Raw genomic sequence first — 25,622 nt, 5'->3', positions numbered from 1 at the left:
AGCGTATGACAAAGCAGGAGCTAGACAGTTTGATTGATAAGGTACATAGTGGTACAGCCAACGATGAGGAGTTGGGGCTGTATAACCATTATATGAACCGTATTGCGCTGGGTAGTTCAACTGCTTTCGAGGTGGATACATGGAATACGGCCGAGCTGGGTGCGGAGAATGAGGTGAAGCAAGAGTTGTATGACAGGATAGAGAAAATCAGGTTAGTTCGAATAAGTAGGCAGTTAAGGCTGTGGCCGCGTTTTGCAATAATAGCGGCCGCAGCTGTTGCTGCCATTATTATTGGGGTATGGTTCTTTAACTACCGTCAGCCCGACGACAGGAAAGATACCTCGAACATTGCAAAAAATGATATAGTACCCGGTAAGCATGGTGCAACCATAACCCTGGCCAACGGCAAAGTGATTACACTGAGCGAGGCTAAGAGCGGAGTAGTGATTGGCGGAGTGGAAGGATTGGTTTACAATGATAAGACTGCAGTTATATCGGGTGAAGATGGCGAGATTCTGAAAAAGGGATTAGATAAGGGATCTTCCGCTTCAACCGGTATGACAGCGGTAACACAAAGAGGGCAGACCTATCAGTTCACGTTGCCGGACGGTACCCGGGTGTGGCTGAATGCAGATTCAAAAATAAGTTTTCCAAGCTCATTCAGCGACCTAGCCCATCGTGAAGTTCAACTAAGTGGTGAGGCTTACTTTGAAGTGTTTAAGAATAAACAGCAACCTTTTGTCGTCGTAACCAAAAACTTGGGAGATGTGCCGGGGCAGCGCGTAGAGGTGCTGGGTACGCACTTTAATATAAACAGTTACGCCGATGAAGGCAACGTGAAGACCACGTTGCTGGAAGGAAGCGTGCGCGTAAGCGCAGAGACTGGTGCATTGGCAGCTGTATTGAAGCCGAGTGAGCAGGCGCTGAATACCGGCAGCACTCTAAAAGTGAAGGAGGTAGATGCAAATTCCATACTTGACTGGAAGAACGGGGAGTTTGCCTTCAATGATGAACCGCTGAGCCATATTATGCGGAAACTGGAGCGCTGGTATAATGTAAAGGTGGTGTACAAAGACGCCGATCCTATGCGAACCTATGGCGGAAGCATTTCCAGGTTTGAACATATCTCAAAAGTGCTTGAGAAATTGGAGCTTACGGGAACCGTGAAATTTGCGATAGAAGGCAATACGGTATATGTATATAAAGAATAACGACCAATAATAAGTAAACTAAATATAAACCTTAAAAACCAACCAAACCATGAACAAACATTTACGACAGAAAAGCTGAGTGCATACAGGCTGGCCATAAAAGACAAAGCCGGAAGGTGTACCACCACCAACCGGCAATAGTTTGAGCCAACCTTCCCTTTAACAGGGAAAAACAATTCTTGCAACCGTTTATGTATTAACTCAAACCAACCAAAAGTATGAAATATTATACTTTAAACCATGCAGCTTGCGTGATGCCACGTTGGCTGCGACAGACTTTATTAGTGATGAAAATAACGACACTAATACTATTTGCAGCACTGATGCAGGTAAGTGCTGCAGGGCTCGCCCAAAAGCTGACCCTGCAAAAAAACAAAACCAGCTTAAGAGAGCTCTTTGCCGAAATAAAAAAGCAAACCAGCTATAACGTAGTATGGGATTCAAAAATCATAGAAAACGCCAAACCCCTCACAGTCAACTATAAGAATGCCGAAATAGAAACTGTACTGAACGAAGTACTACCTACCCAGGGCCTTGAGTACACCCTGAGCGACAAAACCTTCGTCATCAAAAAGAAGGAGACGTCGCTCATCGATAGAATCGTAGCCCGATTTCAAACGATTGATGTACGAGGTAAAGTGGTGGACTCGCTAGGGAATGGATTGGCTGGGGCGACGGTGAGTGTGAAGAATGGAGTGGGAAGTATTAGTACTGATAATAATGGCGAATTTTATTTGAGAAATGTGAATGAGAGTGCTATACTTATAGTGCAGTATTTGGGTTATATAACTAAGGAACAGATTGCTGGTAAGGAATTTAACTATATTAGATTACAGCAGAGTACGTCTAAATTAGACGAGGTTCAGGTTCAGGCTTATGGTTTAACCTCAAAGCGTTTAAGTACTGGGAATATTACTACTATAAAATCTGACGAAATATCTCGTCAAAATATCAATAATCCAATTTTAGCACTACAAGCCAAAGTACCTAACCTAGTCATTTCTCCTACATCAGGCCTACCTGGTTCAAGTATTGGTGTGCAATTGCGTGGCCAAAATAGTTTAACTGGGCAAAGGACGGAGCCCTTAATTGTTATCGATGGTGTACCGATTCAAAATACTCTGTCAGTCGATGGAATCGGTGATTTTGGCAATATTGGAAGCAGCCTATCATCTTTGAGTTTTATTAGTTCAGATAATATTGAATCAATAGACGTTTTAGCCGATGCAGATGCAACATCCATTTTTGGAAGTCGTGGTGGAAATGGTGTGATACTGATAACTACAAAAAAAGGAAAAGCAGGGCCTTCGCAAATCAATGCGACTATTTCTTCGGGATATAGTTCAATACCGGGAAAAAGAATGGATGTGTTAAATACATCTCAATATCTAGAAATGAGAAAAGAAGCGATTGCCAACGATGGTGTGACGGCACAAATTGATGCGCCTTTTAGCGCAGGGTATGCACCGGATGTACTGCTGTGGAACCAATCACGTTACACGGATTGGCAAAAGGAGCTTTTGGGAGGAAAACCCGGATGGACCAGGGCTGATTTGTCGATTTCGGGAGGAAATACCGCTATTCAGTATTTAGTGGGAGGTAACTACAATAGACAGGGATATGTTTATCCGAGCGCGTTCAAGAGTAAAGAAGACGCAAAATATGAGACAAGTACTTTTTATTTTAATTTTAACGGCAACTCTCAAAACGGAAAATTATCGATCGCACTTGGAGGAAATTATTCAAATAACAATCGATTTGGTGGGCAAACTGATTTTACAAAATTTGCAATAACACTGGCGCCTAATGCCCCAGAGATTTATAATTCCAATGGAGATTTAAATTGGGAATTAAACCCAACCCAGCCCAGAAGCGCTGCAACATGGGATAATCCCTTTGCCCGTTTATTGCGGACGTCAGAGGCGAATACGAATACTTTAACGGCAAATGCAAATATCAATTATATCATAGCGAAAGATTTTCGGATCAAGCTCTCAACTGGCTATACGGATTTAAGCATCGATCAGCTAAATCTAACCCCCATTGAATCTTTTGATCCAACGGCTTTAATCGACTTTAATGGACAGATATTTGTTCCTGGATTTGCAAACTATCTCAATGGCAGATCTCTCTCATGGACCGTTGATCCGCAGTTATATTATTTGAAAAGAATAGCTAAAGGTACTTTAAATGTCTTAATTGGCGCAACGTTTCAACGGCAACAATATTATTCGGAGGCTATTAATGCAAGTTACTATCGGGATGATGCTTTTATAAGAAATTTGGCCTCAGCGGGTTATTGGGATAGCTCCAATTTAAGTAGTGACTATAGGTATTTCGGTTTATTTGGTCGTGCTACTTACAATTTTGATGAAAAGTATCTGGTAAACATTGGATTTCGTCGTGACGGTTCGAGCCGGTTTGGTGCGGAAAATCGATATGGCAACTTTTGGTCGTTAGGGATGGGATGGATATTCACAAATGAGGAATTTGTAAAGAAAATTCTTCCAATGATGACGTACGGGAAGCTCAGAGCGAGTTTCGGCACTAATGGAAACGATGGTATAGGAGATTATCAATTTCTTGAACTATTCCGGCCGCTGACAGGTACTTATCAGGGAATAAATACATTAACAACTGGGGCAACAAATCCTTATTATAGTTGGGAGAGCATTAAAAAAGCTGAACTTGGTTTGGAAACCGGTTTCTTTAATGATCGCTTGTTGATTAACGTTTCTTATTGGAAAACTAGATCTGGTAATCAATTGGGAAACGTAACATTACCTTCAACTGGAGGTAGTCTTTCTATTGTTGCAAATAGTAAGGCGAAAGTTCAAAATTCTGGATGGGATTTTATTGTGACTACAGAAAATTTAAAGAGTAATACCTTCAGTTGGCAATCAAATTTAAACTTTGGCCTGCAGTATAACAAATTACTTAGCTTTCCAGATGGGTTTGGGGTTGGAAATTTATTTGGCAATATAGCCGGTCCTTTTCCAATAAACGTGCAGGAAATGGTGGGTAAGCCTTTTTCAGGGTATCGGTATACTTACGAATATCGTGGTGTAAATCCAGCAACTGGAATCTACCAGTTCTCAACTCGAAACGGTAATATTAATGATCCTTCTGCCACATTTGGTGATGACGCCGCCTATGCGTTTGCCAAAAAAATTACGATAATACCTAAGACACTGGGAGTAACGAATACTTTTACTTATAAGGGAATGAGTTTATTTACCGACTTACAATTGGTAAGACAGAAGTCTCCGAGTTATATGGCTAGTACGGAACTTTTTCCACCGGGTGTTTTTCGAAATGACGGTACAGGAAATCAATTTGTAACTGTAATGAATCGTTGGCAAAATCCAGGAGATGTTAAAAATACTCAAAAATTTACTCAGAATTTATTTGGGGATTACCTGACTGCATTTAACAATCTTTTTGGATCATCTAATACGCCGCTATACGTGGATGGCTCATTTATTCGCTTAAGAAATGCTCAAATCTCGTATTCTATCCCTGGCAAATGGAATCAAAAATTGCGATTTAAGAATGCAAAAATTTTCATCCAAGGACAAAATTTATTTACTATAACTGGCTATAAATACGCGGACCCTGAAACCAAAACATTGTTTTCGCTCCCAATCTTAAAAACTTATACAGCTGGAATATCTCTTGGTTTTTAAAAAAAAGGATTATGAAACAGAATAAATATATATTCATCAAACTTTCTCTATTGGCTGGATGTGCCTTGTGCTTAGTATCTTGCAAAAAGTACCTAGAAGCAGATGCGCCAATTGAACGATATACAGGAGCAAATGCTTATAGTAGCACTCCAGCGGCGGTGGCAGCAATTACAGGGATTTATTTAGATCTATCAAACAATACGGGTTTGTTTGGTAGAAACTCTTCCGGTGTGTATGGCTTGTTATCCGATGAACTGACTTGCACTGCTAATAATTTTCTTATTGAAGTGTATCGAAATACAGCAAATACAATTCCGACCACAGGTGCCTTTATGTGGGAGACCACATATCGCAATTTTATTTATCGATGCAACTCAGTTATCGAGGGAGTTTCTACATCTGTGGGAATTCCGGATAGACCAAAACAAATTCTGGTTGGAGAAGCAAGGTTCACACGAGCTTTAATGTATTTTTATCTGGTGAATTTTTATGGAGATGTGCCATTAGTTACTTCAACAGATTATAAAAAAAATTCAGATATAGCCAGGACCCCAAAGGGAGGTGTATATGAACAAATTATAACAGATTTAAAAAAAGCACAAGAATCATTATCAGATAATTTCCTGAATGTTGATCTTTCTTCTGTTACAACCGAGCGCGTTCGCCCAAATAGAATGGCCGCAACCGCTTTACTTGCAAGAGTATATTTATACTTGGGCCGATGGTCTGAGGCGGAAATTGAAGCTAGCAAGATTATATCTGATGTTGCTCGTTTTAAACTGGTTGACTTGGATAATGTTTTTTTAAAAAATAGTGATGAAGCAATTTGGCAACTTCAACCTGATCCTACGAGAAACGGAGGGAGTCAGCAAAATACTCGACAAGCTGATTTCTTTATACCCAATCGCAATTTAATTACAAATATATATAGCGTTCCGGATGTAGCTATAAGTTCTTTTTTAAAAGGCGCATTCGAACCAGGTGATCAGCGTTTAAGCGTTTGGATGAAGGAAATTAGCTGTAGCGATGGAAAAGTTTATACAATTCCGTTTAAATATAAAGTAGCAAAAAACACTGGTGCCGCATCCATTCAAAGCGAGTATACGATGATTTTAAGATTGTCTGAGCAATATTTGATTAGAGCAGAGGCTAGAGCAAAACTAGGCATTATTCTAGGCGCTAATGGAGCACAAGCAGACCTGAATACAATTCGAAAACGAGCTGGTCTTGGGGAGATCTCGGTTGCAACAGAAACGGAGATCTTAGCAGCTATTGATCAGGAGCGGTTTGTTGAACTTTTTACAGAATTTGGTCATCGATGGCTAGACTTAAAACGACGAGAAACTATTAATACTCGGATGCAAATTGTCGCACCTTCGAAGGGCGGAATATGGAATCCGTCAATGGCCTTACTGGGTATACCATATAATGAATTCAAATATAACCCATCTCTCATAGGGCATCAAAATGCAGGTTATAGTGAAGCACCGTGATGTTTGGCAGTAATAAATTATTTATTATGGAACGTTTTTTATTTAAAACCCGACTGTTCGTAGTGTTACTCTTTGTGTTAGCTTCAAATATAAGATCTAATGCTCAAAAAAAAGTAATTGACATTGCTACAAACGAATGGCAAACACTACAGAACTATGGATTGTCGAACAATGGAAAATATGTTTGGTATACTTCTAAAGCCAATAGGACTAGTCTTACTTCCGGAATGAATGTCGTTAAGATAGACGGTAGGGAGGTTTTAAGCGTTGAAAATTTGGTGCGGGAACCAGTATTTTCCGCGGATAGCAGGTATTTGATCTACTTCTTGAAGGATTCTATCGCAATATTTGATTTAACAAAGTCTAGCATTCGTTACATGGCTGGTCTTAAAAGTATTATCAAACCATTGAATGGAATACAACATTGGATTAGCTATAAAAAAGATGGATTCGTCCAACTAGAGAATTTATATACCGGCAAGGTGATAAACTTTAAGCAAGGCAAAGACGCTAGTTTTAATCCGCAAGGTGACACATTTCTTGTTAAGGAACAAGAAACATTAAGATTGGTCAAACTTAGTAGCCTAAGAGAAAAGGTGATTCCATGTAATGGTAGAATTATGACGTCCGAATTTTCAAATAAGGGCGATAAATTAGCTTATTTAGTTGATGAAAAAGATGGAAGAAGATTGTATTTATACAATTTATCGTCAGACACTAGTATTTTAATGCAACCGAATTCTTTTAAATCTATCTCTGAGAAGTTTGAAATCTCGACTCATGCTATGAAATTTAGTGTTAACGATCAAAATCTCTTTGTGAAATTCGATCTGCAGCGAATTCCAAAAGCAAAAGAAGTTGACGTCTCAGCTAACCATCTGAGAATATGGTCGCATCTTGATTATTATGTCCGATCACAACAACCGATGATGAGCTCAAATGATTCGTATACTGTTGCGTTAAATTTAAACTCTGGAAGATGCACAAGGCTGAGTGATAAGGAGAATGAGATTGTCGGTGAAGGAAACAACCGAGTCATTTTATCAAATGTTGTAAACGATACCGAACGAACACTGGACAGTAGCGAATACCGCAGATATCAAATAGTTTCACTCTCGGATGGTATTTATAAGACCATAGTACTTGATAAGAACTATGTAGATGTTAAAATTTCACCATCTGGCGATTTTGTTGCCTGGACGAAAGGGAATAATGTATACTGTTTTGACTGGGCTGCTGGCAAGGCCTATTGTGTCAACACGAATTTTTCAAAGCAAGTACCTCCAATATACTCTCCGAAAGAGGTGACATGGACTAAAAGTGGGAGCTTGATTTTTCAAGATGGATTTGATATCTGGTTACTGGATCCTAAAAGCGAAAATAAGCCAATTAATTTAACAAGAGGAAAAGGAAGCCAAAACAATACGGTGTACCGAATAGCAGAATGGGATACATTTATAAATGATGATGATAAACAGGAAATACTTGTGTCAGGTTTGAACCAATCGAATATGTATAATGGTCTTTATCGGATCTCAATTGACAAAGCGAACTCGATGCAAACAATTTTACCTTTGAGTCCTCATGTTTTTTGCATAGAGCCAACGACAATCCTAAAAGGCAAAGGGGCACAAGGAAAATCTATGTATTTGTTGACCATGCAAAGTCCCACCAAATCTAAAAATTTGATTTTGGCTTATGGAAATGGACAACGACAACAATTAAGCAATATCCATCCTGAGGACGCTTATAATTTCCTAACTTCAGAATTAGTCACTTGGAGTACATCTGATGCAAAAAAAATGCTAGGGATAATCTATAGGCCGGAAAATTTTGATCCCAAAAAAAAATACCCAATTATATTCAACTACTATGAAAATAGAAGTAGGAATGCGCATAAATTCTTAGAACCAGGTCTTAATTCCTCGTCTGATCTAGATATTCCTTTTTATGTAAGTAATGGCTACATTGTTTTTACTCCAGATATCCCGAAGGAAATTGGTAAGCCAGGCACAGGAGCACTTGAGGCGGTTGAATCAGCAGCAAAGTTTTTATTAGAAAAATATGACTGGATTAAAAAAGAAAAAATGGGGCTGCAAGGGCATAGTTTTGGTGGATACGAAACTAACTATATTGCTGCAAATTCTAATTTATTTGCAGCAGCTCAATCTTCAGCCGGCTTATCAGACTTGATTGGGGAATATAATTCGATTTCATTCAATGGAATCACATTGCATGATATGTGCAATATTGGACAATTTAAAATGGGTTGTAATCCTTGGAACTGCCGGCGCAAATATCTGGATCAATCTCCCATTTTTGCTGCGGATAAGATGAATACTCCCCTCTTACTTGTGCATGGAACAAAGGACGAAGCTGTTCCTTTCAGGCAGTCTATGGATTTTTTTATTGCCTTGCGCAGTCTTCAAAAGCCGGTTTGGCTACTTGAATATCTAAACGAAGGTCATATTATTGGCGACTCAAAAAATGCTCGTGATTATGTTACTCGTCAAAAGCAGTTTTTTGATTACTACCTCAGAGATTTACCTCCTCCTGATTGGCTGACACGGGGTATTACTACAGTTGAACAGATGAACGGTATCCAATAGGGATGTAGTTTTTCTACATTTTAAAACTTAAAAGATAAAATTTAATAATATGAAAGTAAAACAGAACTTACTTCTAGCCACTGCTTTGGCAATTTCTTTGGCCAATTCAGGATTCGCCCAACAAGATTATAAAAGGCAACCTATACAGATTCAAACCCGTTGGGCTAACGACGTGTCCGTAAAGTCCGTATTATCTGAATATCCTCGTCCCAATTTGACACGAAAGAACTGGACAAACCTGAATGGCTTATGGGATTACGCCATAACCGGCATACAGGATTCATTGCCCATTCATTACGATGGGAAAATCCTTGTCCCTTTTCCTTTAGAGTCCTCGTTATCTGGTGTCAAGAAACGACTGGAGGCAAAACAGTTGCTTTGGTATAAAGCTAATCTGATACATCCGGTAATTAAATATGGCGAACATATATTATTGCACTTCGGTGCTGTTGATTTCGAAACAACTGTATTTTTGAACGGAAAAGAAGTAAATAAACATAGCGGTGGCTATCAGAATTTCTCTTTAGATATTACAAATTTTTTGCGTGAGGGAGTTAATGAGTTAATAGTGAAAGTTTGGGATCCTTCTGATGAAGGCCCAAACCCACGTGGTAAACAGTCGCTTAATCCTGGAGGGATTTGGTATACTGCGAGTAGTGGGATTTGGCAAACCGTATGGTTGGAAACCGTGCCTCAGCATTATATAGAAAGCTTGAAAATTACCCCGGACGTTGATAAAGGACTGGTGAACATACAGGTTAACGGGTCTTCAAAAGCTCCAGTACAACTAAAGGTGCTAGATGGTAAAAAAGTTGTCGCTACGCTCTCAGGCTTACAGCCGTCCCTTCCAGGCAAAGAGATAAGCCTGGCAGTTAAAATTCCAAATGCTAGGCTTTGGAGTCCAGATGACCCCTTCCTTTATGATCTAGAAGTCACTTTAGGGGAGGATAAAGTGACATCTTACTTCGGGATGCGTAAGATCGAGGTGAAGAAAGATGTGAAAGGGATAGATCGTATATTTTTAAATAACAAATACACTTATAATCTGGGTACTCTTGATCAGGGATATTGGCCAGAAGGATTGTATACTGCACCGACAGACGACGCATTGAAATTTGACATTCTTGCCGCTAAAGCGATGGGCTTTAATACCATTCGCAAGCATATAAAAATAGAGCCGGCGAGATGGTATTATCATTGCGACAAGATTGGTATGCTTGTTTGGCAGGATATGGTTAATCCTGCTGCTGGAAGCGGACAGCCTATAATAGAGGCAAAAAAGCAATTTGAAAAAGAGTGTTTGGAAAATATCCACCAGCTGTATAATTTTCCTTCAATTGTAATTTGGGTATTGTTTAACGAAAATTGGGGAGCCTACGATCAGGGGCGTTTAACAAAATGGATTAAAGATATCGACCCAAGTCGAATTGTAAATGGCCATTCTGGGTCGCTAATAGTAGATTATACGTCTAAAGGTAACACTCCAGCAGGATTGGCTTCAAAATCCGCAAACAGTGATGTAACTGATATTCATTCCTATCCACCGCCGGGAATACCCGCATATATTGCAGGGAAAGCACTAGTACTAGGTGAGTTTGGCGGTATTGGTGTATCTGTCGAGTCTCATTTGTGGAATGATGTGGAAGCTGGATGGGGATATGGGGGGACAGTGAGTGCAGGTGTAATGAAAAAGAGATATCAAGTTATGATTGATTCTCTAATTGCATTTGAAAAACGGGGATTGAGCGCTTCAATCTATACTCAACCTTATGATGTCGAAGCTGAACAGAATGGGATTCTTACTTATGACAGGAAGATCACGAAAATACCAATAAAAGAAATTCGTAAAATTCATAAAAAGTTATGGTCCACTGTAACTAACGGTGATGAGCAAAAAGAGATAAATACATTGATGGTTGCTGATACTGGCCAAGTGAATTTTCAACAGGCACTAAAAATATATAATGATGGAAAGAAAGATTCATCACAATTGCGTTTGCTGGCATTAATGGCTCTTGCCGAGAAAGATGTGAACTCCAACTTAGGGGAACGGTATGCAAATGAATATATTAAGGTTTTAAAAAATCCTTACATCGAAACTAACCTGCGGTTTATAAGTAAATTTCTAAATAAAACCACTGACGAAGGTTTTAATCTGTTTCTGCATAATATTAAAGGTGTAAACGATATATTAGGAAAGGATGAAGCTGAATCAAAGTTAATCACGGCTATAGAGCGTGATGAAATTAACCCTGTGATTGATCAGACTACTATTGACTGGTCATCCCTTTTAAAAAATATGACACAAAAGTATGGTGAGATTGGGCAGGAGGTAGTGATGCAAAAACAGGTGATGCATTCGGTGGAAAAATCAAATTGGGGAACATTTAATTATATCGCTTCAACGTGGTTGAGGCTTTATGGATGCAAAAGAAAATGGATATCTGCAAATATGTTGAACGATTTGGCATGGGATATCTTTAATAAAACAGCTGATATACAGTCATTGGGAGTTGCTCTGGAAATGAGTTCAATTGCCTTAAAAGATGCCGAAACTCCAAACCGAATAGATACATATGCAAATTTACTATATAAACTCGGTAGTAAGATCAAAGCGATAGAATGGCAGAAACGTGCGGTTGAACAAGATGGTTACACTGCGGAATTCAAACTGACATTACAAAAAATGCAAAATAACGAAAAGACCTGGCCTGAATTAAAAAAATAAAAGTAATGAAAAATTCGAATCAAACTTTAAAATCTGCTCTTATTGCAACTTTAGTTTTTATGCTTTTAGCGGCAAAGCCGATAAAGCCTGATTTTAGTGGCTCCTGGCAAATTGACGTAAAAAAAAGTGATTTTGGGTAAAAACCGCGCAAACAGGCGCGGCTGTCAGAACGGTAATTAAACAAACGGAAATTGAAGTAACTTTTGAGCGTATATTTCATAATCTACCTATTTCGTCAAAGGAAACATTAAAGCTCGATGGGACAGAGCTGGAAGTGAAGCAGGAGGGATTTAAAGCAATAAGAACCCTTCAGCTATCTGAGGATAAATCAGTGATCACAGTAAATTCCAAATATCATGTAACTCCTGAAGGCCAGGAGCCTTGGGACTACACCCGTGTCGAAACTTATGCTTTGGCAAAAGATGGGAAAAATCTTTTGCTAACCAGAATATCAACCCTTCCCGATGGCAAACAGGAAATTGTAAAAGCCCATTACGACAGGGTAAATTAGAATCGTCCTCTCTAAGGGAGATGCTTTAACTTTATTTTATTAACCTCTATAAATTATCCCTATGCCGCAAAAAACATGGTTCGAGCTCACGCGGCTTGAGGATATGTTGTTTAACGAACTCTCACCGGAAAGCATCGAAGAAACGATGAACCAGGGTCTGGCTGCAGACCTGGAATCGAAAATTGCTCAGGAGTCGCGCAGGGTATGCGCGGCTCTGCGTGAGCATGCTTGCAGCGATATTAAAGCTCGTCAGCTGGAACGGATCACGCAGATGCATCAGCGTGAAGCCACTAAGATGCTTGATGTGGTGTATAGTTATATTAAGCCCGACGCTGAGGAGCAGTACCGGCACTGCCAGACAAATGAGGCTTGCTTGCAGATGTACAGGCTTTTTAAAACCGGCCTGAAGCTGATCTTGAATTATATTGAAAGAAACCTCTGCAATCACTTCGATTTGCACCAGTTTGTGCCGGAGAGCTTTAGGGTGTTATCGGCGACTACGCTCTCGCAGGACAAAAACGTGCTGCATGCCAAGCTGAAATCTAAAGCTGTAGATGAGAAGCTGCTGAAACTGCTGCTGGCGTATTTTGATGAGCATTGCGGCAAGACGGAGTGCACGTATGCGGAGCAGCTTTATGCCAAGCTGTTAATGGACAAGCTGCTGGAGATACTGAAGAGCAACAGGGAGAAGGACTGGAGCCGTAAGGTGGTGGTGGAGCTGATTTACCTGAACTTTAACAAGAGCAGTTTCTTCACCTGGAGCCGCAGGTATATTGCTGCCCTGGTTGATGATCATAAGACGAATGCCGGGCAGGTGGCTTCGCTGAACTGGTTTTTGAAGGAGATTGAGGTGCTGGATATGAAGCCGAATATGTTTTACAGATCGGAGCGGCCTGGAGTGAAGGAGCTGCTTTGCGGTTATGTGACTGGGGAGTTGCTTTACCTGGCGGAGCAGCATGCGGAGAATCCGGGTGTGGCGGTGAAGGATTTGAAGGAGCGTGCGGAGCATTTCAGCTTTAAGCTTCAGCTGGGCCTGTCGGCTGCTGAGCTGGCTTTGATGGCGCAGCTGTTTATTGATGTGAAGGTGTTTGTGGTGGCCCGGGGTGAGCTGATGAAGGTGATGAAGTTTTTTGCGGAGCATGTGAGTACGCGCGGGGCAGTGCAGTTGAGTGCGGATAATTTGTATAAGCTTCGCACGAATGCGGAGGTGAGGGTGATTGATGCGGTAGAGCGAATTTTGGAAGAGATGCTGAGGGTGTTGAGGGGTGGGGTGGTGGTAAACACTCTTTGACATGCATATATACATAGGGGGCGAGTGAGGGCGAAACTCGCCTTTTCGCCCTTTTGGGATTTTTTATGGTGTTGTTTTGTGACAGCAGGAAGGCGGTGCTACAGGCAGTTAGCTGGTGCCGGATTGCTGAATTAACAAATTATTCACTTTTAAAATTTCAATTATGGGATTTTTACTTGGCGGACCCTATTATCATTTGAAGGGCCGCACCGGAAACAACGTGGGCCGGATCGTTAGGGGAAAGAATGTTTTCTCTATGCGTCCGCACCGCGCAGAAAGGGCCTTCTCGGAGGCTGAATTGAGTGTTCACATGAAACTTGGTCTGGTGACAGGCTGGTTGAGCGATGTGAGCTCGTTTTTGAAACTTGGCTTTGAGCGTGAAGACAAGAAAATGACGGCGTGGAATGCGGCTGTGAAGTTTAACCTGGATAATGCCATCACGGGTGTGTATCCGAATTTTACCATTGATTATCCGAAGGTGCTGTTCAGCAAGGGCAAGCGTGCGCCGCTTTCTGATCTGGCGGTGGCGACTACCGAAGAGGCGCAACTGGATTTTAGCTGGACTGCGACAATTGATGTGCTGCAGCCGGGTGCGCCCGATGATGAGGTGGTGATCATCATTTACAACCCACTGAAACAGAAGTTTGTGATTTCGCCAGCGGGCATCCTGCGTTCGGCGCTTAGTTACGACATGGCGCTGCCGCCTGCTTTCAGCGGCGACAATGTTGAGGTGTATGCTTCTGTGCTGAGTGCGGATGAGAAAGAGGTGAGCACGAGCGTGTACCTCGGGTCGGTCGAGGTGATGTAAATCCTGGGTTTTACTGCCAAGGAAAGGTGCGTTGATGCACCTTTCCTTTTTTATCTATTATTTCATTTTAAATTTTTTGATATGGGTGTTATTAAAAAGAATATACATGGGGTGCTTTCGGGCAAAGTGGGCAACCTGGTGTATTATGAATTGATGGGGATGAACGTGGTGCGCATGATTGGTGAAAACAACGCGCCGCCTAGTAGAAAGCAACTGGCATGCCGGCAAAGGATGCGGGTCATTATGGACATGCTCAGGCCGGCCAAGGCTTTTATTAAGCGGGGCTATATGCTTAAGGCCAGACAGGCAGGGCTGTACCCGCACAACCTGGCGGTGGCGAGTTTGATGGAGCATGCGCTGACGGGCGCATATCCGCATACCCGGCTTGATTATAGCAAGGTAGTGGTTTCGTCGGGCAGCCTGTCGGTGGCGAAGGATGCGAAGGTAGAGGTAGCCGGCGGTGTTTTTGAGTTTAGTTGGGCTGTGCCTGCCGGGTTGACGTTGAGGGAAAAGGGTCACCGCGCTATGATGCTGGCTTTTTTCCCTTCCGCAGGTAAGGTGGTATATCAGCTTGCCGGTGCGCACAGGGGGGCGGGAATAGATGTTTTGCCTGTTCCGGCCGACTTGCCTGGCGAAGAGGCGTATTGTTACCTGTCTTTTGTTGACCTGGAAACTGACAATACCTCGGACAGCAATTTTGTCGGTTGTGTAATTGTGTAAAAAAACACTGATTTTTAGCCAATAAAAAACAAAATTGTACCATTTTTTGTCTAGCTTTAGAATATTATACGAATTGAAACTACACCAAATAACTGCATGTCTTACCAGAATGATCTGAATAATCCTAATATAGCGGTAATAGGGGCTGGTTTTTCGGGCCTGAGCGCAGCGGCTTACCTGGCCCGGGCGGGTCACCGTGTCGACGTTTATGAGAAGAACCGCGAGGTAGGTGGCAGGGCGAGGCAACTGGTCACGGACAATGGCTATACCTTCGACATGGGGCCAAGCTGGTACTGGATGCCGGATGTCTTTGAGCGCTTCTTTAATGATTTTGGCTACAAGGCCAGTGATTTTTACGATCTGGAACTGCTGGATCCGGGATTCACTGTGGTGTTTGGTATGGACGATGCGATGGATATCCCGGCGGATTATGAGGCTTTGAAGGCTTTGTTTGAATCGCTTGAGCGGGGCAGCGGTACGCGCCTGGATGTTTTTATGAAGGAAGCTGCCTATAAGTATCATGTGGGTATGGACAAGCTGGTGTACAAGCCGGGCTTGTCGCTCAGTGAGTTTGTAGATATGGACCTGATAAAGGGCGTATTTAAGCTTCAGGTGTTCAATTCTTTCAGTAAACATGTGCGTAAGTTTTTCAAAAACCCAAAGCTGGTGGCGCTGATGGAGTTCCCGGTACTTTTCCTGGGCGCCATGCCTGAGGATACGCCCGCGCTGTACAGCCTGATGAATTTTGCGGGACTTAAACTGGGGACCTGGTATCCGAAAGGGGGCTTTGCTTCTGTGATAGAGGCGATGAAAACGGTGGCTGAACGTTCGGGCGCCAGGTTCTTTACCGAAGCACCGGTTGAACGGATCGAGGTAAACGGCAGAAGGGCAAGCGGTGTGGTAACTGCCAGCGGCCGTAAGGATTATGAGGCTATTGTAGCGGCGGCGGATTATCACCATGTGGAGGATAAACTTCTTGGTGCCGGGCATCGTAATTATTCGGAGAAATACTGGGATAAGCGTGTGCTGGCACCTTCCTGCCTGATCTTTTATATCGGCGTAAAAACGCGTATAGATAAACTGAATCACCACACGCTGTTTTTTGATGAGGATCTGAAACAGCATGCCTATGAAATTTATAAGGAGCCGCAATGGCCGAGCAAGCCTTTGTTTTACGTATGCTGCCCGTCCAGAACTGATGACACTGTTGCCCCAAAAGGCTGTGAAAATCTCTTTGTGCTGATGCCGCTTGCCACAGGTGCGGATGACAGCGAGGCGAACCGTGAGCGCTATTTTGAGGTGATCATGGAACGCCTGGAAAGATATACCGGTTTAAAAATCAGGGACTTTATTGACTTTAGGCAAAGTTATTGTGTGAACGATTTTATAGCCGATTATAATTCGTACAAGGGCAATGCCTACGGACTTGCGAATACTTTGATGCAGACGGCTAATTTGAAGCCTTCCTTGAAAAACAGGCATATTGACAATCTTTTTTACGCAGGGCAGCTTACGGTACCGGGACCGGGCGTGCCTCCTTCCATTATATCCGGAAATGTTGCAGCTCATCAACTGATCAAATATATTAAGCACACCTATGAAAGCACTGTACGATAAATTGTCTGCCGAATGCAGTAAACTGACGACGAGGCGTTATAGCACGAGTTTTTCGCTCGGAATTTATTTTCTTAATCGCCATCTGCGCGCACCGATATATGGTATTTATGGTTTTGTGAGGCTGGCGGATGAGATTGTTGACAGTTTCCACGACTACGACAAGGCTTACCTGCTGAACAAGTTTAGGCAGGATTGTTATGAGGCGATTGATATGGGGATCAGTCTGAACCCTGTATTGCATGCTTTTCAGGAGGTGGTGAACAATTATGGCATAGAAAGAGAACTGATTGACTTATTTTTGCAGAGTATGGAGATGGATCTGAGCAAGCAGGACTATAATTCTGAGAAATACGATCAGTATATTCTGGGTTCTGCCCAGGTGGTGGGTTTGATGTGTCTGCGGGTGTTTACGGAGGGTAATGATGCGCAATATCAGGCGCTTAAGGAACCGGCCATGAAGCTTGGTTCCGCTTTCCAGAAGGTTAATTTTTTGCGGGATGTGCAGGCCGATTACTATACGCTGAGCCGGAATTATTTTCCGGAGGTGAACCTGTCGCGCTTCTCTAACGATGAAAAGAAATTGATTGAGGCCGACATAGAGGGGGAGTTTAAGGAGGCGCTGGCAGGGATCAAGAAATTGCCTGCGGGTGCAAGACGAGGTGTGTATCTGGCCTATATTTATTATAAGGAACTGTTTAACAAGATAAAACGCTGCACGGCAGAGAAGGTGATGTCGGAGCGGATCAGGATATCGAACCGTCAGAAGTTTGGCCTGATGTGCGATTCGATGATCCGATATAAGATGAATGCGATATGAGGGTACTGTTGCTGGGCCTGCTGTTTTTATGTTCCGGTTTTACGTTGAGCGGTGTACCTAAACCGGCCGAGGTTCGTTCTTTATATAACCAGGCGGCGGTAAACCGGAAGTCGGCCGACAAGCTGCTTAAGCTGCTTACCGATGCTGATGTGGACCGGACACCAGTTTTGTTGTGTTATAAGGGTGCAGCACAGATGCTTCAGGCGAAATACGCTTTTAGTCCGATAAGTAAGCTTTCCTGGTTTAAGAAGGGCAGAAACTTGATTGAAGAAGCGATTGCCCGTAACCCGGAAGATCTGGAGATGCGGTATCTGCGGTTTACCATTCAGACGAACCTGCCTGCTGTGCTTGGCTATTCGGACGATATACAAGAAGATAAGCAATTGCTGGTAAACCGGGTGCAGATGATTAAAGATGAGGCGTTGAGGACGGAAGTTCAGAGATATCTGTCTGCCTCCAAGCATTGTACGCCGGAGGATTTAAAGAAATTGAGGAAATGACGGAAGAAGTAATATTGGTTGACGAACAGGATAATGCGATTGGCACCATGCAAAAGATGGAGGCGCATGAGCTGGGCAAACTGCACCGGGCGTTTTCGGTATTTGTGTTCAATAGCAGGGGTGAGCTGCTGCTCCAGCAAAGGGCGCTCGACAAATACCACTCGGGGGGCAAGTGGACAAATACCTGCTGCAGTCACCCCCGAAGCGGTGAGGATACGATTGATGCGGCCAACCGGCGTTTGATGGAAGAGATGGGGCTCAATACCTCGCTGGAGCATGTGTTTAGCTTTATGTACCATGCGCCGGTAAACGAAAGGCTTTCTGAAAATGAATTTGATCATGTGTTTTTCGGTGTGAGTGATGCCCTGCCGGAGCCGGACGCTGATGAGGTGGCGGATTATCGCTATGTGATGATGGATGAGCTGGCAGCCGACCTTACGGATCATCCGGATAGATATACCGAGTGGCTGAAAATTTGCTTTAACAGGGTGACGGACCATTATCGTAAATATTTTTGACATGGAACACTGGATTTGGAATGTGTTGATTGTATTGGCCACGTTTATTGTGATGGAGGGTGTGGCCTGGCTTGCACATAAGTATGTGATGCACGGATGGCTATGGCGCTGGCACAAGGATCATCATAAAAAGGAGACGGAGGGTTTCCTGGAGCACAACGATTTCTTTTTCCTGGTTTTTGCGATCCCCGGCATTGTTTGTCTGGCTTTAGGCACAATGTATGGTTACCGCATACCGCTATGGATTGGTATAGGTATCACTTTATATGGATTGGCTTATTTCCTTGTGCACGATATATTTATACATCAGCGGTTTAAGTTGTTCAGGAACAGCGACCACTGGTATTTTAAAGCGATACGGCGCGCGCACAAGATGCACCACAAGCATTTGGGCAAGGAAGACGGGGAGTGTTTCGGGATGCTCTGGGTGCCAATGAAGTATTTCTTTGAGCAGCGGAACCGTAAGGCAGATCCGGGGAAGGGCCTGGAAATATGAACTATGCTTATCTGCTGATCGATTTCTTTACGATCATTGTTCCTTTTATCTATTCGTTTCATCCTAAGCTGAATTTTTATAAGACCTGGCGCGCGTTTTTTCCGGCTGTGGTGGCTACGGGACTGGTGTTCATATGCTGGGATATTTACTTTACCTCGATCGGGGTATGGGGCTTCAACCCGAGGTATCTGATTGGATTGAAGGTAGGGAACCTGCCTGTGGAGGAGGTGTTGTTTTTCCTTTGTATCCCGTATTCCTGCGTATTTACTTTCCATTGTCTGGATCTCTTTATCAAGAAGGGTATGTCTGCCCGCGCGGAAGCTGTCTTTACCCCCCTGCTGATTGCTTTGATGCTGATTGTTGGTGTGGTGGCGTTTGAGCAGGTCTACACCACAGTTACCGCGTTTCTGCTTGCCTTCCTGCTTATTATAGCCCGGTATGTGCTTAAGGTGCAATGGCTGGGCAAATTTTACCTGATCTATGCGGTACTGTTGATCCCGTTTACGATTGTGAACGGCTTGCTGACGGGAACGGGCATGGATGAACATGTGGTGTGGTACAATACGGCGGAGATTTTTGGCCTGCGGCTGCTGACCATCCCGGTTGAGGATGTGTTTTACGGCATGGCGCTGATTCTGATGAATTTGCTCATTTATAAGAATCTCTTGAGAAAATAACGGAACTTTAAGGCATGGATACTATGGTTAGACAGTTGCGGACGGTTAACGTGACCCGGTATGTGACGCCTCTTCGGGAGGGCGGATCGATGCCGGCGATTGCGGAGGCCGACGATGACTTTTTATATGTGCTGAAATTCAGGGGCGCCGGTCAGGGCCTGAAGGCGCTCATCGCCGAGCTGATTGGCGGCGAGATTGCCCGTGTGCTGGGTTTTAAGGTGCCTGAGTTGGTGTTTGCCCATGTCGACGAGGCCTTTGGCAGGACGGAACCGGATGAGGAAATACAGGATCTTCTCAAAGCCAGCGTGGGGCTTAACCTGGCGCTGCATTATTTGTCGGGCGCCATTACCTACGACCCGGCCGTGACGGCGATAGATACTAAACTTGCCTCGGAAATTGTGTGGCTGGATTGTCTGCTGACCAATATGGACCGGACGGCACGGAATACGAATATGTTGTTCTGGCATCGGGAGCTCTGGCTGATAGATCATGGTGCTTCGCTGTATTTTCATCATGCGATGCAGAACTGGGAGGAGCAGGCTAAAAAGCCTTTCGCCCTGGTGAAAGATCATGTGCTGCTGCCCCAGGCGGCGGAATTGAAGGAGGTAGATGTACGTTTTAAGGCGATGCTGAGCGATCAGGTGATCGACGATGTTGTGGCCTTGATTCCGGTCGACTGGCTTTCGCAGGATGTGGGACCGGAGCATGTGGAAGAGCGTCGAGCCGTGTATGCGGATTTCCTGAAGCTTAGGGTAGCTAACTCTGATGTATTTGTTAATGAGGCTCAGCATGCAAGAGAGAGATTTATTTGAGTATGCGGTGCTACGCCTGGTACCCCGGGTGGAACGCGAGGAGTTTATCAATATAGGGGTGGTATTGTATTGCCGTAAACAGCAGTTTTTGCGTGCTGAGGTATTTCTCGACCAGCAGCGGGCCCTGGCGCTGTGCCCGGATCTGGATCTGGAGGTAGTGCGCCAGAACCTAGAGGCCTTTGGCCGGATTTGTGTGGGAGATAAGCACAGTGGCCCGATTGCAGAATTGGATATGGCGTCGAGATTCAGGTGGCTTACCGCTACGCGCAGCACCATTTTGCAGGCCTCTAAGGTGCACCCGGGACTTTGCGCCGACGCAGGTGAGAAATTACACCAGCTTTACAGTGATATGGTAGTTTTACGATAAAAATCTACCGGGTTTGTAGATAATTTTGTTCCTTTGATCTTCTAATTTCATACGGAAATGAACGAGGAGTTTTATCTTCATATATATAACAAGCAGCGCGAGATTGAGCCTGTTCCTTCTAATGAGGAAGTTGCGGAGTGGGCTACGACTTTGCTAAACCTGTTGTACCCTGAGCGGGTTACATCGCCCGACTATTCGGTGAACGAGATCAGGCGTGCTTTTGCCCGGCAGGAAACTGCCTTGCTGGCTATGCTGAACGCTACCAAGGCCTGCGATGAATGTGATAATGAAAAAATCGTTCGGGCATTCTTCGAGGAGGTTCCGGAGCTGTACCGGAAGATGAATAATGATATTACGGCGATCCTGAATGGTGACCCTGCCGCGAAAAGCAGGTTCGAGATCATCAGGAGTTACCCGGGTTTTTTCGCCATTGCGATTTATAGGATCGCGCATGCGATATTACAGGCCGACGTGCCGATTATACCAAGGATTTTAACGGAGTTTGCCCATTCGGTGACGGGGATCGATATTCACCCGGCTGCTGATATAGGCGAATTTTTATATATAGATCACGGTACCGGCCTGGTGATTGGTGAAACGACGATTATTGGCAACCATGTAAAGCTGTACCAGGGGGTGACCCTCGGGGCGCTGAGCGTGGAGAAGTATATGGAGAATACCAAGCGGCACCCAACGATAGGTGATCATGTGATCATTTATAGCGGGGCAACGATTTTGGGCGGGGAGACGGTGATTGGCGACCATTGCGTGATAGGGGGTAATGTATGGCTTACCAGAAGTGTAGCGCCGGGCTCAACGGTATATCACCAGTCGACCATTAAAGTAGAAACTAAACCTGTGAACTCATGATGGGCAGTATTATTGAATGTGTTGGAAATACGCCGCTTGCGGAACTAAAGAAGCTGAATACGAATCGGAACGTACGGGTGTTTGCTAAGCTGGAAGGCAATAACCCGGGTGGCAGCGTTAAAGACCGGGCGGCACTGAATATGATCAGAAGCGCGATAGAGCGTGGGGAGGTTGGCAAAGACGTGCGGCTGATTGAGGCGACGAGCGGGAATACGGGTATCGCGCTGGCGATGATCGCCGCGATTTATGGTCTGGAGATTGAGCTGGTGATGCCGGCCAACTCGACGCGGGAACGTACGCTGACTATGGAAGCTTTCGGTGCAAAGGTTACGCTGCTCGAATCTATCGAGGCTTGCCGGGATTATGCAGAGGAACGCGGCGAGCGACCGGATTATTTCCTGCTTAACCAGTTCTCGAATCCGGATAATTACCTGGCACATTATAAGACGACCGGGCCGGAGATATGGCGCGATACGGAAGGGCAGATCACCCATTTTGTGAGTGCGATGGGTACTACGGGGAGTATTATGGGTAATTCCATGTTCCTGAAGGAACAGAATCCGGATATTCAGATTGTGGGCTGCCAGCCAACAGAGGAGTCTTCTATTCCAGGGATAAGACGCTGGGCGCCTGCTTATCTTCCAAAAATATTTGATGCTTCGAGGGTCGACCAGGTGATGGATGTGTCGCAACAAGACGCTGTAGATATGTCGCGGCGCCTGGCCAGGGAAGAAGGCATCTTTGCGGGGATGAGTACCGGTGGTGCGGCTGCCGCTGCACTTCGCTTAGCTGAAAAACTTGATTCAGGTTTGATCGTATTTATTGCCTGCGACCGTGGCGATCGCTACCTGAGCAGTGACCTGTTTGGCTAGTTGTCGGTTCTTCTGTTTCGACGCGGCAGCGATAACGATTGCGTAAATATTTCTGGTTCAAGGGTTCATACTTTATGAATAATTCTGTACAATTGTTTATATCGTATCCAACCAAATATGAATCTGTCCAAGAAAACGTTGGCAGTTGCCAACACTGATTTTGTAGCCGTTCCGTCTTCTGAACTTCTCGAACTTCCGGAAAAAGTACTGCAGTTTGGTACCGGCGTTTTGCTGCGCGGGCTGCCCGACTATTTCATTGACAAAGCCAACAGAAAGGGCTTTTTTAATGGTCGCGTAGTGGTGGTTAAGTCGACCCCCAAAGGCGACGCTCAGGATTTTGCCAACCAGGATGGTTTGTATACGGTATGTGTTCGCGGATTGGAGCGTGGGGAGCCGGTGGAAGAGAACCTTATCTCCTCGGCCATAAGCCGGGTGATCCCGGCAGATCAGGACTGGGCTTCGGTACTTGAGGCAGGAAGTAGGCAGGAGATCAAACTGATCGTGTCGAACACCACGGAGGTGGGCATTCAACTGGTTAAAGAAAGTATTGACCAACATCCGCCAGTGTCATTTCCGGCAAAGCTGCTGGCTGTGCTTGTGGAACGGTATAAAGCGTTGGGTAATTGTGCCGCGGCAAACCTGGTTGTGGTGCCCACGGAACTCATTCCGGATGCCGGTGCTAAGCTGAAAGCTATTGTTTATGAACTGATTGTGTTTAATGGTCTGGACCGGGCTTTTAAGTTGTGGCTCGACCGTCGGGTTTATTTTTGCAGTTCGCTGGTGGATCGTATCGTGCCTGGTAAACCAGACGCGGCTACGCTGGCCCGGCTGGAAGGGCAACTGGGCTATAGCGATGATCTCCTCATTATTTGCGAACCTTATCGCCTGTGGGCCATAGAAGGCGATGCGCAGGTGGCCGACCTGATTGGGCTTACAGGTGTGGATGATGGTTTTATTGTGACTTCAGATATCGAGATTTTCCGGGAGCTTAAGGTGAGATTGCTCAACGGGACGCATACGCTATCCTGCGGGCTGGCGGTACTCTCTGGCATCCCAACGGTGAGTTCGGGCATGACGGACCAGTCGCTCCGCAACTTCATTTCTGTTGTGATGCAATCGGAGATCGTTCCTGCAATCCCGTATGCCGTAGAGCCGGAAGTGGCTATGGCCTTTTCGGCATCGGTCATTGACCGCTTTGCTAATCCGTATATTGAGCACCTCTGGATCAATATTACTTTTCAGTATACCATGAAGATGAAGATCCGCGTGGTTCCGATCATCCTGGAATATTATCGCGTGTTTAACCGGGTGCCTGAAAATATTGCGTTAGGCTTTGCGGCTTATTTGCATTTTGTGCGCCCGCGGGAGTTTCGCGATGGCAAGTATTACGGCACTGCCAGTGGGCATGCTTATGTGATTACAGATGATGCAGCTGCCTACTTTTTTGATAAGAGGGAGCTTGCAGACCAGGAATATGTGCATACGGTGATGGCTGATGAGGTCTTGTGGGGCACAGACCTGACCAAATTAAATGGCTTTGCCGGGGCAGTTGAGGCAAAATTTTCTTATATTTCGGAAAAGGGCGTGAAAGCTGCGCTCGCCGGTGCGAACAGCGTTTAAACCAAACAACCAAATAATACCCAATGAAAGGAAAAAAAGCATCTGGCTACAGGTGGACCATCTGTGCTTTATTATTTTTTGCGACGACCGTTAATTATCTGGACAGGCAGGTATTGAGTTTGCTGAAACCCCGGCTGGAAGAGATTTTCGGCTGGTCGAACAGCGACTACGCCAATATTGCTTCTGTATTTCAGTTTACTTATGCCATCTCTATGCTGTTTGCCGGACGTATTATTGACCGGCTGGGCACCAAAAGCGGTTTTGCCTGGGCGATCGTGATATGGTCGATAGGTGCTATAATTCACGCTTTCGCTGTTCCTATCGGTCAGAGTATCGCCACAGTACTGGGTTTTGTAGGTATCGCCTCTGTTTCTGTATCGGTAGCCGGATTTATGTTGTCCAGAGCGGTGCTAGGTTTTGGAGAGGCGGGCAACTTTCCGGCGGCTATTAAGGCTACGGCGGAGTATTTCCCCAAGCGGGAACGTTCGTTTGCCACAGGCATTTTCAATTCAGGGACTAATGTGGGCGCCATTCTGGCGCCGCTGACCGTGCCTTTTATTGCGACGGAATTGGGCTGGGAGGCGGCGTTTATCATCATTGGAGGGGTAGGCTTCTTATGGCTTTTCTTCTGGTTCCGCTTGTATGATCGTCCGGAGCACCAGAAACGCCTATCGAAAGAAGAGCTGGCGTTTATCCGTGACGGTGAGGCAGAATATGAACTGCCGCAAAAGGAATCGGTAGTTCCGGAGGCGAAGATATCCTGGATTAAATTATTAACCTACCGGCAGACCTGGGAGTTTACGGTGGGCAAATTTATGACCGATGGCGTGTGGTGGTTTTTCCTTTTCTGGCTTCCAGCCTATCTGAAAGATCAGTATGGCATGGTGGATACACAGATTATGCTGCCCCTGGCGGTATTGTATAGTATGACGATGTTTGGAAGTATAGGCGGGGGATGGTTTCCGATGTATTTCATTAAAAAAGGACTTGAGCCTTATGACGGCAGGATGAAGGCAATGCTGGTCATTGCAGTGTTCCCGCTGGTGGTATTGGCTGCGCAACCGCTCGGCCATCTTACGTTCTGGGTTCCGGTGATCCTGATCGGTATCGGTGCCTCAGCGCATCAGGCCTGGTCGGCCAACCTCTTTACCACGGTGTCTGACATGTTTCCGAAAAAAGCAGTCGCCTCTGTGGTAGGTATTGGCGGTATGGCAGGCGGACTGGGCGGCGTGCTTATTACCAAGCTTGGGGGAGCGCTATTTGACAAGTACAAGGCCTTGGGGCATATTGAGACGGGTTATACCATCATGTTTACGATTTGTGCGCTGGCTTATCTGGTGGCCTGGGTCATCATGAAGGCTCTGGTTCCGAAGTACAAGCCGATTACTGATTTGTAATT

The 25,622-nt window shown here is 44.7% G+C and carries 22 protein-coding genes; all 22 read left to right on the top strand.

Translation table 11 applies throughout. From position 1 onward, the window contains the following. Positions 1–5: 5 nt before the first annotated feature. Positions 6–1,211 carry a FecR family protein gene (locus QEP07_RS03640; protein WP_285008566.1) on the top strand — a complete coding sequence of 402 codons (1,206 nt, stop codon included), beginning with the start codon at positions 6–8 and terminating at the stop codon, positions 1,209–1,211. 218 nt (positions 1,212–1,429) lie between these two features. Continuing rightward, positions 1,430–4,897, top strand: coding sequence for a SusC/RagA family TonB-linked outer membrane protein (locus tag QEP07_RS03635; RefSeq protein ID WP_285008565.1), 3,468 nt, complete (start codon positions 1,430–1,432; stop codon positions 4,895–4,897). An 11-nt stretch (positions 4,898–4,908) separates the two neighbouring features. Then, positions 4,909–6,390 carry a RagB/SusD family nutrient uptake outer membrane protein gene (locus QEP07_RS03630; RefSeq protein ID WP_285008564.1) on the top strand — a complete coding sequence of 494 codons (1,482 nt, stop codon included), beginning with the start codon at positions 4,909–4,911 and terminating at the stop codon, positions 6,388–6,390. Between the two features lie 26 nt (positions 6,391–6,416). After that, complete coding sequence (locus QEP07_RS03625) at positions 6,417–8,999, top strand: alpha/beta hydrolase family protein (RefSeq protein ID WP_285008563.1); 2,583 nt, start codon at positions 6,417–6,419, stop codon at positions 8,997–8,999. Between the two features lie 49 nt (positions 9,000–9,048). Continuing rightward, a complete protein-coding gene (locus tag QEP07_RS03620) occupies positions 9,049–11,727 on the top strand; it encodes a glycoside hydrolase family 2 protein (RefSeq protein ID WP_285008562.1) in 2,679 nt (892 codons plus the stop codon). Positions 11,728–11,732: 5 nt separating this feature from the next. Further along, positions 11,733–11,867, top strand: coding sequence for a hypothetical protein (locus QEP07_RS03615; protein WP_285008561.1), 135 nt, complete (start codon positions 11,733–11,735; stop codon positions 11,865–11,867). A 191-nt stretch (positions 11,868–12,058) separates the two neighbouring features. Beyond that, the gene (locus QEP07_RS03610; RefSeq protein ID WP_285008560.1) at positions 12,059–12,238 is read left to right on the top strand and encodes a hypothetical protein; all 180 of its coding nucleotides are present in this window, start codon (positions 12,059–12,061) and stop codon (positions 12,236–12,238) included. Positions 12,239–12,299: 61 nt separating this feature from the next. Next, entirely contained in the window at positions 12,300–13,529 is a 1,230-nt protein-coding gene (locus tag QEP07_RS03605) for a hypothetical protein (protein ID WP_285008559.1), read from the top strand. A 163-nt stretch (positions 13,530–13,692) separates the two neighbouring features. Beyond that, complete coding sequence (locus QEP07_RS03600) at positions 13,693–14,337, top strand: DUF6266 family protein (protein WP_285008558.1); 645 nt, start codon at positions 13,693–13,695, stop codon at positions 14,335–14,337. A gap of 81 nt (positions 14,338–14,418) precedes the next feature. Then, the gene (locus QEP07_RS03595) at positions 14,419–15,057 is read left to right on the top strand and encodes a DUF6266 family protein (protein ID WP_285008557.1); all 639 of its coding nucleotides are present in this window, start codon (positions 14,419–14,421) and stop codon (positions 15,055–15,057) included. Between the two features lie 96 nt (positions 15,058–15,153). After that, positions 15,154–16,674 (top strand): bifunctional phytoene desaturase/3,4-desaturase, encoded by a 1,521-nt coding sequence (gene crtID / locus QEP07_RS03590; protein ID WP_285008556.1) that lies wholly within the window; start codon positions 15,154–15,156, stop codon positions 16,672–16,674. Beyond that, positions 16,655–17,491 (top strand): phytoene/squalene synthase family protein, encoded by an 837-nt coding sequence (locus QEP07_RS03585; RefSeq protein ID WP_285008554.1) that lies wholly within the window; start codon positions 16,655–16,657, stop codon positions 17,489–17,491. The genes crtID and QEP07_RS03585 overlap by 20 nt, the downstream gene beginning before the upstream one ends. Beyond that, positions 17,488–17,991, top strand: coding sequence for a hypothetical protein (locus tag QEP07_RS03580; protein ID WP_285008553.1), 504 nt, complete (start codon positions 17,488–17,490; stop codon positions 17,989–17,991). Before QEP07_RS03585 ends, QEP07_RS03580 begins: the two co-directional genes overlap by 4 nt. Beyond that, positions 17,988–18,509 (top strand): isopentenyl-diphosphate Delta-isomerase, encoded by a 522-nt coding sequence (idi, locus tag QEP07_RS03575; protein ID WP_285008552.1) that lies wholly within the window; start codon positions 17,988–17,990, stop codon positions 18,507–18,509. The genes QEP07_RS03580 and idi overlap by 4 nt, the downstream gene beginning before the upstream one ends. 1 nt (position 18,510) lies before the next feature. Next, positions 18,511–19,005 (top strand): sterol desaturase family protein, encoded by a 495-nt coding sequence (locus tag QEP07_RS03570; RefSeq protein ID WP_285008551.1) that lies wholly within the window; start codon positions 18,511–18,513, stop codon positions 19,003–19,005. Then, positions 19,002–19,682: a lycopene cyclase domain-containing protein gene (locus tag QEP07_RS03565; protein ID WP_285008550.1), complete on the top strand. Its 681-nt coding sequence runs from the start codon at positions 19,002–19,004 to the stop codon at positions 19,680–19,682. Before QEP07_RS03570 ends, QEP07_RS03565 begins: the two co-directional genes overlap by 4 nt. Positions 19,683–19,696: 14 nt before the next feature. Beyond that, entirely contained in the window at positions 19,697–20,494 is a 798-nt protein-coding gene (locus QEP07_RS03560; protein ID WP_285008549.1) for a HipA family kinase, read from the top strand. Continuing rightward, positions 20,472–20,861: a DUF3037 domain-containing protein gene (locus QEP07_RS03555; protein ID WP_285008548.1), complete on the top strand. Its 390-nt coding sequence runs from the start codon at positions 20,472–20,474 to the stop codon at positions 20,859–20,861. The genes QEP07_RS03560 and QEP07_RS03555 overlap by 23 nt, the downstream gene beginning before the upstream one ends. Before the next feature lie 57 nt (positions 20,862–20,918). Next, positions 20,919–21,731: a serine O-acetyltransferase EpsC gene (gene epsC / locus QEP07_RS03550; protein WP_256005358.1), complete on the top strand. Its 813-nt coding sequence runs from the start codon at positions 20,919–20,921 to the stop codon at positions 21,729–21,731. Then, positions 21,731–22,603 carry a cysteine synthase CysM gene (gene cysM / locus QEP07_RS03545; protein WP_285010724.1) on the top strand — a complete coding sequence of 291 codons (873 nt, stop codon included), beginning with the start codon at positions 21,731–21,733 and terminating at the stop codon, positions 22,601–22,603. The genes epsC and cysM overlap by 1 nt, the downstream gene beginning before the upstream one ends. A 117-nt stretch (positions 22,604–22,720) precedes the next feature. Beyond that, positions 22,721–24,223, top strand: a complete 1,503-nt coding sequence (locus QEP07_RS03540; RefSeq protein ID WP_285008547.1) for a tagaturonate reductase — start codon at positions 22,721–22,723, stop codon at positions 24,221–24,223. A gap of 23 nt (positions 24,224–24,246) precedes the next feature. Then, a complete protein-coding gene (locus QEP07_RS03535; protein WP_285008546.1) occupies positions 24,247–25,620 on the top strand; it encodes an MFS transporter in 1,374 nt (457 codons plus the stop codon). The last annotated feature ends 2 nt before the right edge of the window (positions 25,621–25,622 follow it).

This window comes from Pedobacter faecalis (assembly GCF_030182585.1).
GTDB lineage: Bacteria > Bacteroidota > Bacteroidia > Sphingobacteriales > Sphingobacteriaceae > Pedobacter > Pedobacter faecalis.
Note: the sequence above shows the minus strand (reverse complement) of the source record. Positions and strands in the feature narration are given on the sequence as shown.